Genomic DNA, 15,991 nt, shown 5'->3' on the forward strand with positions numbered 1-15,991 from the left:
GCGAAAAAAACCGGCCTGCGGGCCGGTTTTTTTGGTCTCAACGCCGCGTCGCCACACAACAGCGGCACACGCGCCGCACTCAAAGCGCTTGCCAGCCGAATCCGTCATCTTGTGTCGCGACAATCACCTCAGCCGAGGACGCACCGAGGACCGCGGCCAGTGCATCGCGCGCCAGCTCGGGTAGATTGTTCTGCTGTGACAGGTGGGCCGCGACAATGCAGCGTAGCTTCGAGCGGTCGATTGCCGCCAGGATCGCCGCCGCCTCGTCATTGTTCAAGTGTCCGTGCGTGCCGCCGACTCGGGCTTTCAGCGAGGGTGGATAGCGGCTTTGCGCGAGCATGCGCACGTCGTGGTTACATTCCAGTACCAAGCCGTCGCAGCCATCCAGCGTCTGGATAATATGCGGCGTTGACGTGCCCACGTCAGTGAGCACGCCAACGCGGTGCTGACCATCGCCGAACACGAACTGCAGCGGCTCGCGCGCGTCATGCGGCACAGTATACGGCAGCCATTCCAGGTCGCCGATGCCAACCGTCTCCCCGGCCCACAACACTCGCCATTCGACACCCCGCGCATCGTCTGCGCCGACCGCCAGCGCCGTGCCCCAGCTCATGTAGAGCGGAATCGACGCCCGCCGGGCAACGGTCAGCGCACTGCCGATGTGGTCGGCGTGCTCGTGCGTGATGACGATCGCGTGCAACGCATCAAGCGTGACGTCTAAGCGGGCGAGCCGCCGCTCGAGTTCGCGCGCGGAAAACCCGCAATCGAGCAGCACGCGAGTCGTCGTGGTGCCGTCTTGCGCCTCGACGAGCAACGAATTGCCGTCGCTACCGCTGCCTAAGCTCGCAAAACGCACAGTATCACACAATCAGTAGGTTGCAATCCGGACGGGCTCAATTGAGCTGCTGATGCAAGGCCGCCAGCAGCCGCTGCGCATCGCTGGACGTATCGAGCTGGCCGCTCGAGTCAATCACCACGACCTGCGTGGCGCCGTCGCCCTTCGGGCGCACGTTAACCCGGTACACCTTGCCGATGGCATTCGGTTTGCCGCCATAGATCAGCTTGCCAAGCAGTCCCTCCCGCTTAATCTCCTGCACAGGATCATTGAAACGGACGTAATAGAGGCCGCGCTCACGATCGCGGTTATCGACGGCAAAGTTCGTGCGATCGAGCGCCAGGCCGACGCGCCACCACGCACGGTCGAACGACTCGGCCAAGTCGATCGTCGATGCGCCTGCGCTGCCAATCGCCACCTCCACCTTCGGGCCGGTGTGCCGCGCGCCGTCAATCAACTGCTGGGCTTGCTTGTCGGTCAGCCCAAACTTCTGCATCAGTTGCGCATAGATCGCCGCCTCCAGCTTCGGATCACGCGGCCGCTCGACCCAGCGCGACGACGTCTGGTCCCGTCCGGTTAGCACTTCCTCCCTAGCGGTGTGCGATATTGTGATCACAGTAGCGTTGCTGTTCGCATTGCGCTCGACCAGCATACGGAAACGATCGCGTGTGCCCGACGAGTACACGAAGTCCAACAGTTTGCCCACCGAGTTGCGGAACCAGTCGCCTGGGATCTTTGCGCGGTTTTCGGCCCAGTCTGTCTCGATGATTCCCGTTGCCGGCGAATCCGTCTTCAACACGAAGCCGCTCTGCTTCCAGAACGCCTTGAGCTGAGGCCACAACTCGTCCGGCGTACGCCCGTTGACTACCAACCAGCGGCGTGTGCCGTCCTGCTCCACGTGCATCCCATAGGGATCCTGCGCGGTGGGCACGCCCTCGGTCGTATTGCCGGCCGGCGTCGTGGCCCGCATCGGCTGCCCGCCCAGACCCGCAGTCGTGGACGGAGCAACATAACGCTGGTCCAGCGGCGCAGCCTTCAAATCCGCCGGCACCTCGAGCCGCGGCGCGGAAGTCGCGTTCTGGTAGTCGACGCGATCCGGAGCAAGCGCGTCATTGAGCGTGTCACAACCTGCCAGCGACAACACAGCGACCGCCCATACCGTCACGCGCAACCCGCGCGCGGAGAAATCAAAACGTTCCATGAAATCCTTCGTGATGCGAATGAAACCTGCTGGTCCGGCCGTGCCGTCGTCCCGGCAGGGCACGCTTAATCGGTCAACCCCGCGTCGCGCAGCGCGGCGCGTACCGTTTCATGATGTTGATCGGCCAGCGGTGTCAGCGGCAGGCGAATGCCGCCGCGGATTTTGCCCATCTGCTGCAATGCCCACTTGACCGGGATCGGGTTTGACTCAGCAAACAGGTGCTTGTGTAAAGACAACAGCTTCAGATGGATGGCCCGCGCGGTCTTTGCATCACCGGCGATCGCGGCGCGGCATAGCTCACTCATCGCGCGCGGCGCCACGTTGGCCGTCACCGAAATATTGCCGTGTCCGCCCAGCAGCATCAATGCGATCGCGGTCGGATCGTCACCGCTGAAAATCGAGAAATCGGCCGGTGCTGCGTTGATCAAATGCGCCGCACGATCGATATTGCCGGTCGCATCCTTCACACCCGCAATGCCCGGCACTTGAGCAAGCCGCAGGATCGTCTCGTTGCTCATATCGGCGACGGTACGGCCTGGCACATTGTACAAGATCACCGGCAGGTCTACCGCCTCAGCGATCGACCTGAAATGCCGGTACATCCCTTCCTGCGTCGGCTTGTTGTAGTACGGCACAACCTGTAGCGACGCGTCGGCGCCGACCTCCTTGGCCGCCCGGGTCAACTCGATCGCTTCGGCAGTCGAGTTGCCGCCCGCGCCGGCGATAATCGGGATGCGGCGCGCCGCATGCTCGACCGCCGTCTTGACCAGCAACACATGCTCCTCGACCGATACCGTCGCCGACTCGCCGCTTGTGCCGACCACAACCAGCGCATCGCTGCCCTCTTCGATATGCCAGTCGATCAGCGCGCGCAGCGCCGGAAGATCCAGCGCCCCGTCCTCCAGCATCGGCGTGACAATCGCCGGGATGCTGCCGCCAATGGGTGTGGCTTGCATTGCTTGGCTCATGAAACTGTCTGAAAAATCAATCGTTAAACTGGGATTGTAGCGGATTGACCGGGCAAATCGTATCTCGTTGGCCCGTCATAGGACCCCGTTTCGCGGTCACGCACGTCACTGCCGCTTTCTCGAGCGGCGCACAGCCGCTGCACGAACGCGGGCTTGGGCCCGGCAACAAAGCCGTCCTCAAACGCAACGACGCGCAACGCGGCGTGCCGCGCCACTTCCAGCAGCTCGCCCGAGCGTAATAGGAAGCGCGGGTTCGAGGGCCGCCCCAACGTTTCGTGGCCCTGCGCGAACGTCTCGTACAGCAGCACGCCACCCGGCGCCAGCGCCTCGGTCAAGTTATCGAACAGTGGGCGGTGCAGATACTGCGTGACGACGACAGCCGCGAAGCGCTGGTGCGCCTCGAAGGGCCATGCCGCGCTATCCTCATTCGGCTCCAGGTCGGCATGCACGATGCGCACTGTCGGCAATTCGGCCAGCGCGGCCAACGCCTGCGCATCGCGATCCAGCGCGACGACCGGATGGCCGCGCTGGGCAAACCAGCGCACATGCCGGCCACTGCCGCACGCCACGTCGAGCACAGTGCCATCACGCGGCACCAGATGGGCCCATCGGCGGATCCACTCGGAGGCAGCGCAGATCGCCATCAACTGTACGACAGCCCCATTGCCTCGCGCACGTCGCGCATCGTCTCATGAGCCAATTTGCGCGCCTTGTCGCAGCCGTCCGCGACGATCGCGCGCAGCAGTGACGGATCGTCCATATACTTCTGTGCCCGCTCGAGCATCGGCTGCTGCTCGCGCAGAATGCCCTCGATCACCGGCTGCTTACACTCTAAGCAGCCGATCCCGGCGCTGCGGCAACCGCGCTGCACCCATTCGTGCGTCGGTTGATCCGTATAGACCTGGTGCAACTGCCATACCGGGCATTTGTCCGGATCGCCCGGATCGCTGCGGCGCACGCGCGCCGGGTCGGTCGGCATCGTGCGGACCTTTTTCTCGATCGACACCTTGTCTTCCCGCAGCCCGATCGTATTGCCGTACGACTTGGACATCTTCTGTCCATCGAGCCCCGGCATCCGCGATGCCTCGGTCAGCAGTACCTGCGGCTCAACCAGAATGATCTTGCGCGAGCCTTCAAGATAGCCAAACAGCCGCTCACGGTCACTCATCGACAGGCTTTGCGACTCCTGCAGCAGCGCGCGCGCCTGCTCCAGCGCCTCTTCGTCGCCCTCCTGCTGATAAGCATTGCGCAACTCATGGTACAGCTTGGAGCGCTTGCCGCCGAGTTTGCGCGCTGCCTCGTTGGCCTTGTCCTCAAAGCCCGGTTCGCGCCCATATAGGTAGTTGAAGCGGCGTGCGATCTCACGCGTCATTTCCACGTGCGGCACCTGGTCCTCGCCCACCGGCACCAGCGACGCGCGGTACAGCAGGATATCCGCGGCCATCAGCACCGGATAGCCGAGAAAACCGTACGTGCCCAAATCCTTGTCGCGCAGCTTCTCGATCTGCTCTTTGTAGGTGGGCACTCGCTCGAGCCAGCCAAGCGGCGTGCTCATGCCCAGCAGCAGTGACAACTCCGCGTGCTCCTGCACGCGGCTCTGAATGAACAGCGTGGCCTGCGCCGGGTCAATGCCGGACGCAAGCCAGTCGATTAGCACTTCCCACACATTGTTCTCGATCACATCCGGTGTTTCATAGTGCGTCGTCAGTGCATGCAGGTCGACCACGCAGAAAAAGCACGGATACTCGGATTGCAGCTTGATCCAGTTCTTCAGCACACCGTGGTAATGGCCAAGGTGCAGTGAGCCGGTCGGGCGCATGCCGGAGAAGATACGGTCGGGGAACATGGTATCGAGAGGTCGAATGTGAGGAAATCGTTGGAGTCTGGCCAATGCCCGCTCAGACGTGGCTGAACAAAGAAACGATCGGACGCAATAGGCCGAACACAACATCGTAGCCCACGTTCACCAGCGGACGCAGCCACAATGTATCGAGTACACGCGTCATCACCAGCGCCATCACGATGAAAAAGCCGTAAGGCTCGATCTTCGCGAAGCGGTACGCGGCGCGCACCGGCAACAGCGCGGCGAGCACACGGCCCCCATCGAGCGGCAACAGCGGAAACAGGTTCAGCGCGCATAGCACCAGGTTCACCGCGACGCCGGCTGACGCCATGCGCACAAAAAACGGCTCCTCGACGCCGAAGCCGCGCAGTCCGATCGCAATACAGGCCCACGCGAGCGCTTGCAGCAGGTTGCATGCGGGACCCGCGAGCGCGACCCAAAGGCTATCCCAGCGAGGATTACGCAAGCGACCAAAATCGACTGGCACCGGTTTCGCATAGCCGAAGATGAACGCACCGCTGGTCGCAAACAACATCATCAGCGGGATCAAGATCGTACCCATCGGATCGATGTGACGCATCGGATTGAGTGAGATACGCCCCATGAGGTACGCGGTATTGTCACCGAAGCGGCGGGCAACAATACCATGCGCCGCTTCATGCAACGTGATCGCGAAGAGCAGCGGCAACGCGCTGACCAAGATTGTCTGTACGAGAGAGTCCATCGCGCTATTGTAACAAGGCGCCGATAGCCAGCTGCGCGCACGCGAGGTGCCGCACGCCGTACCGGCCAGGGCTCACCGGACGAGCCCGAAAGGCTCCAACGGGCCGCAGCCAACCCGCACGAGCATTGGCTCATCCCCGCTCAAGTCGATTACGGTCGACGGCTCGGCCGCGCACGCCCCCCCGTCGATCACGAGATCGAGTTGTTTTTCCAGCCGCGCGCGGATCGCTTCGGGTTCGTTCTGCGGCTCATCGTCGCCGGGCAAGGTCAACGTTGACGCGATCACCGGCTGCCCAAGCGCCTCGAGCAGCGCCAGTGTGATCGCGTGATCCGGCATGCGCAGCCCGATGGTCTTACGCGACGGATGTGACAGGCGCCGCGGCACTTCTTTGGTCGCCTGCAAGATGAACACATAGGGGCCCGGCGTGACGGACTTGATCAGACGATACTGCCGGTTGTCTACCATCGCGAACGTCGCCAATTCGGACAGGTCGCGTACCATCAGCGACAAATGCCGGCGCTCGTCAAGACCGCGGATGCGTCGCAACTGCTCGACGGCAGCCTTGTCGTCGAGATGGCAGGCAAGCGCATAGCTCGAATCGGTCGGCAGCGCGACAACGCCGCCGCCGTCGATGATCTGCGCGGCCTGTTTGATCAGCCTTGGTTGCGGGTTGTCCGGGTGGATGCGGAAGTATTGGGACATTGATCGGTTAGAGCCAGCGGGTCCACACCGGCGTCAGGTCCGACGGCAAGGGCGGCAGAATGCCGAGCTCGGTTGCGCCGTCGCTAGGCGCATGGAAATCGGAACCGCGCGAGGCCTGCAAGCCGAAGCGCCGTGCCACTTGCGCATATTCGCGGTACTGGTCCGGCGTATGGCTGCCGGTCACCACCTCGATCGCCTCGCCACCGAGTTGCTTGAACGTCGAGAGCAATGTGTCAAATTCTAACGGCGTGTACTGGTAGCGCCCCGGATGCGCGAGCACTGCCACGCCGCCCGCCCCGAGAATCCATCCCATTGCATCCTCGAGCGTGGCCCAGCGATGTGGCACATACCCCGGCTTGCTCTCAGCAAGGTAACGGGTGAATACGTCGGCGGTGGACACCGCATAGCCCGCGTCGACGAGAAAGCGCGCAAAGTGTGTGCGCGAGATCAAGTCCGGATTCGATACATAGCGCAGCGCGCCTTCGTACGCGTGATCGATGCCGACCTCAGCGAGCCGCCGGCCGATCTCGACCGCCCTTGCCTGCCGGCCACTGCGCGTCACCGCCAGCCCATCGACCAGCGCGCGGTTGCCTTCATCGATGCCCAGCCCCACCACGTGGATAGTACGCGACGCCCACGTCACCGAAATCTCGACACCCGTCACATAGCGCATTTGCAGCGCCGCGGCGGCCGCGCGCGCCTGCGCGATGCCGCGCACCTCGTCGTGGTCGGTCAGCGCCCACAACTGCACGCCGCCGTCAGCCGCGCGGCGCGCAACGTCGGCGGGCGGCAGGCGTCCGTCAGAAAGGGTCGAGTGGCAATGTAGATCAGCATTCATGGTTGTTCACGGCAGGTCCGACCATTCTACTGCAAGCGCGGCGCAGCGGTCCGCGCCACCGCGCGCCATGGTGCAGCGCCGTGACGGATCAGGCGCAAAACGCGTCGATCAACGCCGCCACCTGCTCCGGCTGGTCATGATGCAGCATATGCCCCGCGTCCGCGATCGTCTTCTGCTGCCAATGCGTGAATGCCCGGAACCGCGCCTTGAACACCGAGATCGGCACATCGCCGGCCAGCGCGTGCAATGTCGGCGAATCGACAGCCTCGACATGCAACACCTTCGCGCTCACGCGCGCCCACACCGCCATCACCTCGTCGAGGCGGTACGGCAGCGGCCCCCGCAGCTTGTGCGCGGGATCCGCCAGCAACTCGAAGCGCCCATCCGTGCGCTGGCGCGACCAGTGTATCGCCAGGAATGCGGCACGCGACGGCGCCAGGCGCGGGTTAGTCTTGGTCAGCCGTGCCGCCACCTCAGCCAATGACGCATAGGTCTTCAGTGTGGGCGGCTGACGTAATTCATCGAGCCAATGCTCGATACGCGCGCCAGCATGGGCGGGATTGGACGCCGGCAGGCCGAACCCCTCCAGGTCCACGACGCGACGCACCCGGTGCGGCCGCACACCGGCGTACAGGCAAGCCAGATTCGCCCCCATGCTATGGCCGACCAGGTTCACCGGCCTTTCAGAAGCGTACCAATCCAGCAACGCGTCAAGATCCGCCAGGTAGTCATGGAACCCATAATGTCCGCCGCCGTGCTGCTGCACGGGCCAGTCCGACAATCCGAATCCCCGTGCGTCGGGTGCAATCACGCGCCAGTTCCCGCTTAGCGCGTCGACGACAAACTGGAACGATGCCGATACGTCCATCCAGCCGTGCAGCATGAACAACACCGGCGCATCATCCGGGCCCCAGCAACGCACATGCAGATTCACGCCGCGCACTGTGAAGAACTCGGAGGTTGAAGCATTCATCTGACCGCCTCGAAAAAGAATGGTCGTTCGATTATAGCGACGCCTACACTGCGGCGCATCATGATACTGACTCACGTGGCGTCATGCTGTCCCGCTCCGTCACGCGTCGGCTCGGCTCATGTCACAAAAGCGCGTCGGGATGGTTCAGCGCGGCAAGCTCCGCGTCGTCAAAGCCCGCCGCGCGACGTGCATCGACATTGAATGGGCCCTTCAGCCGCGGCGCGCGATACTCGCGCGCAAGCCGGGCGTAGGTGGACAGCGGCGCGATGCCGGCGCGCTCGCACAACCAGCGGAACCAATGGTTGCCGATCCGCACATGCCCAATCTCGTCTCGCAGAATGATGTCGAGGATGCGCGCGGCGGCAAGGTCGCCAGCCTGCTCGAGCTTGCGGCGAATCGGCGGCGACGCATCGAGTCCGCGTGCCTCCAGCGTGCGCGGCACCAGCGCGATACGCGCGAGCACGTCCGCACGCGTGCGCTCGGCCATCTCCCACAGTCCGTCGTGCGCCGGAAAGTCCCCGTACACATACCCGAGCGTGCCCAGATGATCAGACAACAGCGTGAAGTGATACGCTTCCTCTTCGGCCACGGTCAACCAGTCGCGATAGAACGCCTCGGGCAACGCCGGAAATCGCCAGACCGCATCAAGTGCGAGATTGATCGCGTTGAATTCGATATGCGCCAGCGCGTGCAGCAGCGCCGCTCGTCCTTGCTCCGTATGCATGCTGCGCCGCTCTAGGCGCTCGGGCGCGACGCGCTGCGGACGCGCCGGGCGGCCCGGTACGCCCGGCGGCTCGCCGAGCGTGCGATTCGCATCGATGACAACCCCGCCCGAGCGCCAATGCGCGCCGAGCGCAGTCACTGCATCGACCTTGCGGCGCGGATCGGTGAGCAGGAGCGTCTCCAGTGCACGCTGGCGCAAGCACGGCTGAACGAGCGACTCGACCATATTGATGTTTCCTCATGCTGGCGGCGCTCAGATGGCAACCGCGGTAACGGGCCACGCACAGCCCGGACGCCGCCGCTGACGCGCCGGTACAATATCGCTTTGGGCAATGTCCCGTAGCATGCATTTTACCGGCGCGCTCGCGCGTCACGGATTGTCTGGCCGGCGGGGCCGGACTTCGACAAGGAGGCAGTGTGGCGATCTACAAGCTCGGCGAGGACGCGCCGACGATCCATGAATCTGCATTCGTCGCCGACAGCGCAACGGTGATTGGCCAGGTCGTGCTCGCCGAAAACACCAGCGTATGGTTTTCGGCGGTGCTGCGTGGCGACAACGAGCCGTTGACGATCGGCGCCGGCAGCAACGTGCAGGACGGCGTGGTAATGCATACGGATCCGGGCTTTGCGCTGACCATCGGCACGAACGTATCGATTGGGCACCAGGCGATGTTGCACGGATGCACGGTCCATGACAACACGTTGATCGGCATTCAGGCCGTGGTGATGAACGGCGCGGTGATTGGCCGCCATTGCCTGGTGGGCGCTGGCGCGGTGGTCACCGAGGGCAAAACGTTTGCGGACAATTCGCTGATCCTCGGAGCACCGGCGCGCGTGGTGCGTCAGCTCGACGATGACGAGATCCAAGCTCTGCACAGAAACGCGCGCAGTTACATCGAGCGGCGCCAGCTGTTCAAGGAAAACCTGGTGCGCATCGGCTGATCCGGACCATCAGGCAAGCCCGACGCCGCGCCGTTATCCATTTATCGTAGTCGAGGAAAGTCAGTCGTGACAGACCAGTTGCAAAAGTTCATGTTCGAGGCCGCGCCGGTGCGTGGCGAAGTCGTCACGCTGGAAAAGACGTGGCAGGAAGTCCTCGTGCGTCGTGACTATCCGGTACCGGTGCGCACGTTGCTTGGCGAAATGTTGGCCGCCGCTGCGCTGCTGTCGGCCAACATCAAGTTCGATGGCACGCTGGTCGTGCAGATACTGGGCGACGGGCCGGTCAAGATGCTGGTTGTGCAGTGCCGCTCCGACTTGTCGATGCGGGCCACGGCCAAGCTGGGTAGCGAATGTGACACATTGAGCGACACTGCGTCGCTGACCGAGTTGGTCAACGCGAACGGTCGTGGGCGCTGTGTCATCACGCTGGATCCGCACGAAAAGCTTCCCGGCCAGCAGCCGTACCAGGGCATCGTCCCCCTGACCAACGCGCACGATGGCCCGCTGGACAGCGTCGCGCAGGTGCTCGAGCACTATATGCGCCACTCGGAGCAGCTCGACACGCGGTTGTGGCTAGCGGCCGACGAACGACGCGCGGTCGGGATGCTGTTGCAGAAATTGCCCGGCGACGGCGGGATCGTGCCACGCGCAGTACAGACCGACGCCGACACGTGGGACCGGGTCTGCCACCTCGGCTCGACGCTGAAGACCGACGAGATGCTCGCAGCCGACCCGGATACGCTGATGCGGCGATTGTTCTGGCAAGAGAACGTCAGCCGCTTCGACCCCGCGCCGACGCGTTTCAACTGTACCTGCTCGCGCGAAAAGGTCGGCGGGATGCTGCAAATGCTCGGACGTGACGAGATCGACAGCATCCTGGTCGAGCAAGGCCATGTAGAAGTGCATTGCGAGTTCTGCAACCAGCGCTATGCATTCGACGCGGTCGACGCCACGCAACTTTTCCACGGCAATGAACGCTCATTGAACGTCGCGGCCACGCCAAGCCAGCAGCGACATTGAACGGCGGATCAGCGCAGGAAACACGGCCGGCGCGCCATCGCGCACGGCGAGCACGACGAGCACGACGAACACGGCATGACGCTGCCGACGGAGATCGACATGAACAGGTATTCCCCTCACGCCACCGTGGCGGCGTTTGGCGCTCTGGCCGCCGCGTCGGCATTGCTGCTCGGCGGCTGCGCCGTCAGTTACCCGCCCACTCCGCAAACCGTGCTGAGCCAATTGCCGGAGTCGCCCCACCACGTACCGACGCCGTTGACCCCGGCAGAAAAACGGCGCTATGACGAAATCGGTCGCCAGGTGTTGCGCGAGCAGGACGCGGCCATGCAGGCCGACGCGCGCGCGTGGTCCTGGTATCCGTACGCGGTCACGCCGATGTATGGTGGATACGACAGCGGACGCTGGAGACCCGGCTGGGGTGTCGGCAGCGGATGGGGCTATCCAGGGTACTATCCGGGCTGGTGATGCTGCGCACTGGACCTGCCGCGACCGGTGCCAACGCACTAGCGATGTCCGGCGTTACCGCCGGATCCCGAGCAACGCCGGCTACCGACGTCACCGCCGGATCCCAGTATCACCGCCGGATCAATAACCAGGATTATGCCGTCCCGCTGCGCTGTCGGCACGTCGCACAGCCGTGTCCTTCGCGACCCGGCTGGCCTTCATCTTCATGCGTGGCTCGGGGTTCGGCACCACGCGCATCGGTTGGGCCGACACCTGAGCGCGCGTGGACAGGATTGACGGCGTAGCCGTCGCGGACACGGTTGAGGCGTTCGGCGACACAAACTGCACGAACACCTCGCTGTCCTTGATCATCCCCATCTCGTAGCGCGCCCGCTCCTCGACCGCGGCAGTCCCGGCTTGCAGGTCCTGCACTTCGCCGGCGATCCGCTCATTGCGCAGCTTCAAGTCATTGTTTTTCTTCTGTTGCGCCGCGAGTTGCTGCTGCAGCTCGTGCACGTGCAGCCAGCCGCCGTGGCCCCACCACAACGGAAACTGGATCAGCACGATTAATCCGATCAAGACAACGGTAACGAGCCGCATAACGAGCTGCCGCCGAGCAGGCGTGGGTTGCACAAAGCCGCCGCCCCGGAATCGGGAGCGGCGGCCACACGTGTCACAAGACCCCTATCGGGTCACCGGCCGCGTCGCCACGCGTCCAGCACGTTGCATCAGCGCAGGTTATAGAACGCGGAGCGTCCAGGATAGCTCGCGATGTCGCCCAAATCCTCTTCGATGCGCAGCAGCTGATTGTACTTGGCGATCCGGTCGCTGCGCGACAGCGAGCCGGTCTTGATCTGGCCAGCGTTCAGACCGACGGCGATGTCGGCGATCGTCGAATCCTCGGTTTCGCCGGAGCGGTGCGACACGACAGCGGTATAGCTGGCCCGCTTGGCCATTTCAATCGCCGCAAACGTCTCGGTCAGCGTCCCGATCTGATTGATCTTGATCAGGATCGAGTTCGCGATGCCCTTCTCGATGCCTTCCTTCAGAATCCGCGTATTAGTCACGAACAGATCGTCGCCGACCAGTTGGACTTTCTTACCGAGCCGATCAGTCAGCAGCTTCCAACCGTCCCAATCGCTCTCATGCATGCCGTCCTCAATCGACACGATCGGGAACTTGTCAGCCAACGTCGCAAGATAGTCCGTGAACTCGGACGACGACAACTGCAGGCCCTCGCCGGCCAGTTGGTACTTACCGTCGTGGTAGAACTCGCTGGCCGCGCAGTCCAGCGCAAGTAGCACGTCTTCGCCGGCGCGATAACCGGCCTTCTCTATCGCCTGAAGGATCGTCGACAGGCATTCGTCGTTGCTGCCAAAGTTCGGCGCAAAGCCGCCTTCGTCGCCGACCGCGGTGCTCATACCGCGGTCCGACAAAATCTTTTTCAACGCATGGAACACCTCGGCGCCGCAACGCAGCGCCTCGCGGAAGGTTGGCTGGCTCGCCGGCACGATCATAAATTCCTGGATGTCCAGGCTGTTATTTGCGTGCGCCCCGCCATTCACGATATTCATCATCGGCACCGGCAATTGCATCGCGCCGGAACCCCCGAAGTAGCGGTACAGCGGCAGACCCGCCTCCTCGGCGGCGGCCTTCGCGACCGCCATCGATACGGCAAGCATCGCGTTCGCGCCGATCCGCGACTTGTTGTCGGTGCCGTCCAGCTCCAGCAGCGTCTTGTCCAGAAACGCCTGCTCGGACGCGTCCAGGCCCATGATCGCCTCGGAGATGTCGGTGTTCACGTGCTCAACCGCCTTGAGCACCCCCTTGCCGCTGTAGCGGCCCGCTTCACCGTCGCGCAGTTCGATCGCCTCGCGCGACCCCGTCGATGCACCGGACGGCACCGCTGCGCGACCCATCGTGCCCGATTCGAGCAATACGTCGCATTCGACGGTCGGATTGCCGCGCGAATCGAGAATCTCGCGCCCGATGATGTCTACGATAGCACTCATGATGTCCTCAAAGGATGGATGAATCGGTTTCGACTACGCTGTGTCAACGGGGCAGCGGTCTGCGCCGATCGGCGTCGCCGCCCGATGCCGCCCGCCAGCATGCACGCGCCGTGCTCTGGCAGTGCGGACTTGCCGATCAGACGCGCCGAACCGTGACAAGGTTCATTCGCGACACCACCGGCCTGTCACACTGCGCGTGGCTCAGCTGAAATCGTTCTCGAGCAGCGGCGTGGATTTCACCGCGCGATCGAGCGTCACCAGCGTTTCCAGCAATGCATGCATCCGCTGCAACGGTACCGCATTCGGGCCGTCGGACTTTGCCTGCGCGGGATCCGGATGCGTCTCCATGAACAGCCCCGCCACGCCGACCGCAACCGCGGCACGCGCCAGCACCGGCACGAACTCGCGCTGCCCGCCAGACTGGGTGCCTTGGCCACCAGGCAACTGCACCGAATGGGTCGCGTCGAACACCACCGGGGCGCCAGTCTCGCGCATGATCGCAAGCGAACGCATGTCGGAGACCAGATTGTTGTAGCCGAACGAAGCGCCGCGCTCACAAGCAAGGAAGCGGTCCACCGACAGCCCGGCTTCCCTGGCTGCCGAACGCGCCTTGTCGATCACGTTCTTCATGTCGTGCGGCGCCAGAAATTGCCCTTTCTTGATATTGACGGGCTTGCCCGAACGGGCGCACGCGTGAATGAAATCGGTCTGCCGGCACAGGAATGCGGGCGTCTGTAGCACATCAACGACCGATGCGACCGCGTCGATCTCATCCTCCGCGTGCACGTCGGTTAATACCGGCACGCCGATCTGGCGACGCACCTCGCCGAGGATACGCAGGCCCTCGTCCATGCCGACTCCGCGGAACGATTTATCCGAACTGCGGTTGGCCTTATCGTACGATGACTTATAAATGAACGGAATGCGCAGCGCAGCGCAGATCTCGTTGAGCCGGCCGGCGGTATCGAGCGCCATCTGCTCGGACTCGACCACACAGGGGCCAGCAATCAGGAAGAACGGCTTGTCCAGGCCGACCTCGAAATCGCATAGTTTCATGTTGACTCCCGGCCTGCGTTAATGGGCGCGCAGCGCAGCCGCCACCTTCTCGCCATGCTCGCGTTGTTGGCGACGCGCGAGTGCGGCCTCCACGTAGGCTTTGAACAGCGGATGGCCATTGCGCGGCGTCGAGGTGAACTCGGGATGGAACTGGCAGCCGACGAACCACGGATGCAGGTCTCCGCGCAACTCCATCATCTCCGGCAAGTCCTCGGTCGGCGTGCGCGCGCTAATGATCATCCCGCCGGCTTCGAGCGCCGGCACGAAATGATTGTTGACCTCGTAGCGATGCCGATGCCGCTCGTTGACATCATTGCCGTAAATCTGCTCAGCGCGCGTACCCGGCTTAACCGGACAGCGTTGTGCGCCCAGCCGCATCGTGCCACCCAGATCCGACGATTCACTGCGCTTTTCGACGGTGCCATCGCGGTCGTACCATTCGGTAATCAGCGCGACGACCGGATTCGGCGTCGACGGATCGAACTCAGTGCTGTTGGCCCGCTGCAGGTTCGCGACATGGCGCGCAAATTCAATCACCGCCAGTTGCATGCCCAGGCAGATTCCCAGATACGGCACCTTTGCCTCACGCGCGTAGCGGATCGCCTTGATCTTGCCTTCCGTGCCACGCCGGCCGAAACCGCCCGGCACCAAGATCGCGTCCAAGTGCGCGAGGCTGTTGACGCCCTCTGTCTCGATCTGCTCCGAGTCGATGTACTCGATGTTCACACGCGTGAGCGTATGCAAAGACGCATGGCGCAGCGCCTCGATCAACGATTTGTATGATTCGGTGAGTTCGACATACTTGCCGACCATGCCGATCGTGACCTCGTGCTCTGGGTGCTCGAGCCGGTATACCAGGTCCGACCACAGCGTCAAATCGGCCGGATTCGGCGCGAACTTCAGCTCGTCGCAGATGATCTCGTCCAGGCCCTGGTCGTACAACATCTGCGGGATCTTGTAAATGCTGTCCACATCCCACACGGAGATCACCGCATCCTGCGGCACGTTTGAGAACATCGAGATCTTAGCGCGCTCGTCATCTGGGATCCGGCGATCGGCGCGGCACAGCAGTACGTGCGGTGAAATACCGATTTCCCGCAACTTCTGCACGCTGTGCTGCGTCGGCTTGGTTTTCAGTTCGCCGGCCGTCGCAATAAACGGCACCAACGTCAGATGCACGAAGCACGCGCTGTGGCGCCCGAGCCGCAAGCTCATCTGCCGGGCTGCCTCTAGGAACGGCAGCGATTCGATGTCGCCGACCGTGCCGCCGATCTCGACGATCGCGACATCCGGCTCGCCGCATGTCGCCGACGCGGCACCGCGCTCGATGAACGCCTGGATCTCGTTCGTGATATGCGGAATGACCTGGACCGTCTTGCCAAGGTACTCGCCGCGGCGCTCCTTGCGAATCACCGACTCGTAGATCTGGCCCGTCGTGAAGTTGTTGGCACGGCGCATCTTCGTGCTGATGAAGCGCTCGTAGTGTCCCAAGTCCAGATCCGTCTCGGCGCCGTCCTCGGTCACGAACACTTCACCGTGCTGAAACGGGCTCATCGTGCCGGGATCGACGTTAATGTAGGGATCAAGCTTCAGTAAAGTGACTTTGAGACCGCGCGACTCGAGGATCGCGGCGAGGGAGGCGGCGGCAATGCCCTTGCCCAAGGAGGAAACTACGCCGCCGGTGACAAATACATATTTGGTCATCGCTGG

17 protein-coding genes are annotated in these 15,991 nt (G+C 63.3%); 3 read left to right on the top strand and 14 right to left on the bottom strand.

Features of this window, described 5'->3' with window-relative positions; translation table 11 throughout:
* Window positions 1–79: 79 nt before the first annotated feature.
* From B0B13_RS08025 to B0B13_RS08070, 10 genes are all read right to left on the bottom strand, one after another.
* Window positions 80–856: an MBL fold metallo-hydrolase gene (locus tag B0B13_RS08025; RefSeq protein WP_076786741.1), complete on the bottom strand. Its 777-nt coding sequence runs from the start codon at window positions 854–856 to the stop codon at window positions 80–82.
* 37 nt (window positions 857–893) lie between these two features.
* Window positions 894–2,036, bottom strand: a complete 1,143-nt coding sequence (bamC, locus tag B0B13_RS08030; protein WP_076795569.1) for an NlpB/DapX family lipoprotein — start codon at window positions 2,034–2,036, stop codon at window positions 894–896.
* Between the two features lie 65 nt (window positions 2,037–2,101).
* Window positions 2,102–3,004 (bottom strand): 4-hydroxy-tetrahydrodipicolinate synthase, encoded by a 903-nt coding sequence (dapA, locus tag B0B13_RS08035; RefSeq protein ID WP_076786739.1) that lies wholly within the window; start codon window positions 3,002–3,004, stop codon window positions 2,102–2,104.
* 23 nt (window positions 3,005–3,027) lie between these two features.
* Window positions 3,028–3,648 (bottom strand): class I SAM-dependent methyltransferase, encoded by a 621-nt coding sequence (locus tag B0B13_RS08040; RefSeq protein WP_076786737.1) that lies wholly within the window; start codon window positions 3,646–3,648, stop codon window positions 3,028–3,030.
* Complete coding sequence (locus B0B13_RS08045; RefSeq protein WP_076786735.1) at window positions 3,648–4,850, bottom strand: tryptophan--tRNA ligase; 1,203 nt, start codon at window positions 4,848–4,850, stop codon at window positions 3,648–3,650. The genes B0B13_RS08040 and B0B13_RS08045 overlap by 1 nt, the downstream gene beginning before the upstream one ends.
* A gap of 52 nt (window positions 4,851–4,902) precedes the next feature.
* The gene (locus B0B13_RS08050; RefSeq protein WP_076786733.1) at window positions 4,903–5,571 is read right to left on the bottom strand and encodes a site-2 protease family protein; all 669 of its coding nucleotides are present in this window, start codon (window positions 5,569–5,571) and stop codon (window positions 4,903–4,905) included.
* Between the two features lie 72 nt (window positions 5,572–5,643).
* Entirely contained in the window at window positions 5,644–6,273 is a 630-nt protein-coding gene (locus B0B13_RS08055) for an L-threonylcarbamoyladenylate synthase (RefSeq protein WP_076786731.1), read from the bottom strand.
* A 7-nt stretch (window positions 6,274–6,280) separates the two neighbouring features.
* The gene (locus tag B0B13_RS08060) at window positions 6,281–7,111 is read right to left on the bottom strand and encodes a 3',5'-nucleoside bisphosphate phosphatase (RefSeq protein WP_076795572.1); all 831 of its coding nucleotides are present in this window, start codon (window positions 7,109–7,111) and stop codon (window positions 6,281–6,283) included.
* Window positions 7,112–7,199: 88 nt separating this feature from the next.
* A complete protein-coding gene (locus B0B13_RS08065) occupies window positions 7,200–8,084 on the bottom strand; it encodes an alpha/beta fold hydrolase (protein WP_076795574.1) in 885 nt (294 codons plus the stop codon).
* 121 nt (window positions 8,085–8,205) lie between these two features.
* Complete coding sequence (locus tag B0B13_RS08070; protein ID WP_076795576.1) at window positions 8,206–9,033, bottom strand: ferritin-like domain-containing protein; 828 nt, start codon at window positions 9,031–9,033, stop codon at window positions 8,206–8,208.
* 191 nt (window positions 9,034–9,224) lie between these two features.
* Here B0B13_RS08070 and B0B13_RS08075 point away from each other — a divergent pair, with 191 nt between their 5' ends.
* From B0B13_RS08075 to B0B13_RS08085, 3 genes are all read left to right on the top strand, one after another.
* On the top strand, window positions 9,225–9,749 hold the full coding sequence (locus B0B13_RS08075; RefSeq protein ID WP_076795579.1) for a gamma carbonic anhydrase family protein: 525 nt from the start codon (window positions 9,225–9,227) through the stop codon (window positions 9,747–9,749).
* A gap of 66 nt (window positions 9,750–9,815) precedes the next feature.
* Window positions 9,816–10,769: an Hsp33 family molecular chaperone HslO gene (hslO, locus tag B0B13_RS08080; RefSeq protein WP_076786720.1), complete on the top strand. Its 954-nt coding sequence runs from the start codon at window positions 9,816–9,818 to the stop codon at window positions 10,767–10,769.
* Between the two features lie 99 nt (window positions 10,770–10,868).
* Window positions 10,869–11,234, top strand: coding sequence for a hypothetical protein (locus tag B0B13_RS08085; protein ID WP_076797223.1), 366 nt, complete (start codon window positions 10,869–10,871; stop codon window positions 11,232–11,234).
* A gap of 120 nt (window positions 11,235–11,354) precedes the next feature.
* Here the strand turns inward: B0B13_RS08085 and ftsB are convergent, their stop codons facing one another.
* From ftsB to pyrG, 4 genes are all read right to left on the bottom strand, one after another.
* On the bottom strand, window positions 11,355–11,813 hold the full coding sequence (ftsB, locus tag B0B13_RS08090; protein ID WP_076786717.1) for a cell division protein FtsB: 459 nt from the start codon (window positions 11,811–11,813) through the stop codon (window positions 11,355–11,357).
* 128 nt (window positions 11,814–11,941) lie between these two features.
* Entirely contained in the window at window positions 11,942–13,225 is a 1,284-nt protein-coding gene (gene eno, locus B0B13_RS08095) for a phosphopyruvate hydratase (RefSeq protein ID WP_076786715.1), read from the bottom strand.
* Window positions 13,226–13,426: 201 nt separating this feature from the next.
* On the bottom strand, window positions 13,427–14,281 hold the full coding sequence (kdsA, locus tag B0B13_RS08100) for a 3-deoxy-8-phosphooctulonate synthase (protein ID WP_076786713.1): 855 nt from the start codon (window positions 14,279–14,281) through the stop codon (window positions 13,427–13,429).
* An 18-nt stretch (window positions 14,282–14,299) separates the two neighbouring features.
* Window positions 14,300–15,985 (bottom strand): CTP synthase, encoded by a 1,686-nt coding sequence (gene pyrG, locus B0B13_RS08105; protein ID WP_076786710.1) that lies wholly within the window; start codon window positions 15,983–15,985, stop codon window positions 14,300–14,302.
* Window positions 15,986–15,991 lie beyond the last annotated feature (6 nt).

It is taken from the genome of Burkholderia sp. b14, assembly GCF_900156195.1.
In the GTDB taxonomy this organism is placed as follows: domain Bacteria; phylum Pseudomonadota; class Gammaproteobacteria; order Burkholderiales; family Burkholderiaceae; genus Mycetohabitans.